Raw genomic sequence first — 1454 nt, forward strand, 5'->3', positions numbered from 1 at the left:
GCGCCAGGCCCTAACTGTGGGACGCGTATTCTACACATCCGGTCTGCTTTAGCAAGCGCTTTCTGGCAGACTTTTTTGAGGTTTTCGCAGCCGCTTAACAGCGCTTTTGAAACCCTCGATCACCGTCTCCGGCGACCCTTGAAGTGGCGCGCATTATAGCGACCTCTCCGACCTTGGCAAGCTCTTTCTTGGAGAAATTTTCTTAAGAAAATCAATCACTTGGAGCTGCCTCCTCACTGCTTCTCAAGCAGCGAGGGCGCGAACTATACGGGCTTGCACATCACCGCGCAAGCACTTTTTCCCTTCTTGGGAGGATTTTTTTCCTGCATAAGAATAGCCACCCTATTGGGTGACTTTGCCAGGAGCCTTTATGCAAAAGCGATGGGTATTTACCTTGCAGTCCACAGCACGGCTGCGTGTTCGATCAGGCCCTTCCCATCTCGCGCCCAGGTAACATGTTCGCAGCTCGCCAAGCATGTTTTACATGCTCTGGAGCAAACACGTTTAACCCAGCTCTCGAATTATTCTGCAGCAATTCAGAGTTGGATTTTATAAATAAAAAAGGACGCTCTTCGGAAAGCCCTTAATTTGGGAGCTAGCATGCAGTGGCTGCGGGTATTTGAATCGCCGTCCGTGGCGCGGCTTCAGCGCGTTCGGTCTGGCCCCGGCCTCGCCATCGCTGTGCGACGCCTTCGGCGCCTGACCTTCGCACCTGCGGTGCATGGGTTTTCACATGGCAGCGCGTTGCGCTGCATGGTAGTAACAGCAATTCATCGTATCCAAAATAAAAAGGGCCACCCGATTGGACAACCTTTCTTTAACTTAGAGGGCTGTATGCAGTGGCAGTGGGCATTCGAGTTGCCATCCATGGCGCGGCTGCGGTGCGTTCGGTCTGGCCCCTGCCCGGCAGGCCCGAGAGACGATGACCTACATTGGGTGTCGAACTGCGCTCGCCATCGCACGCGACGCCTTCGGCGCCCTAACCTTCGCACCTGCGGTGCATGGGTTTTCACATGGCAGCGCGTTGCGCTGCATGGTAGTAACAGCAATTCACCGTATCCAAAATAAAAAAAGGCCCACCCGATTGGGTGGCCCTTTCTTTTATTTGAACCGGGCTGGCGCTCCAGCCTTTATGCAGTGGTTGCAGACGTCTGAGTCGCCATCCGTGGCGCGACTGCTGCGCGTTCGATCTGGCCCCGGCCTCGCCATCCTTGGCGAGGCGTTCGTCACTCGCAAAGCAGTGCTTTGCGTTGCCTGCGGCAACCGTTCCTCACCCTACTCTCACCGATGTTCGGCAGCAGGTCCGGGTTAAATTTCGTAAATAAAAAAAGGGCCACCCGATTGGGTGGCCCTTTCTTTTATTTAGAAGCCTGACGATGACCTACTCTCACATGGCGAATCACCACACTACCATCGGCGATGTTGCGTTTCACTTCTGAGTTCGGCAAGGGATC

The 1454-nt window shown here is 54.7% G+C and carries 1 rRNA gene; it reads right to left on the reverse strand.

Going from position 1 to position 1454, the window contains the following annotated elements:
* Window positions 1–1368: 1368 nt before the first annotated feature.
* Window positions 1369–1454, reverse strand: a 5S ribosomal RNA gene (gene rrf, locus IG168_RS21055); the annotation flags it as partial.

Source organism: Microbulbifer hainanensis (assembly GCF_014904735.1).
Taxonomy (GTDB): Bacteria; Pseudomonadota; Gammaproteobacteria; order Pseudomonadales; family Cellvibrionaceae; genus Microbulbifer; species Microbulbifer hainanensis.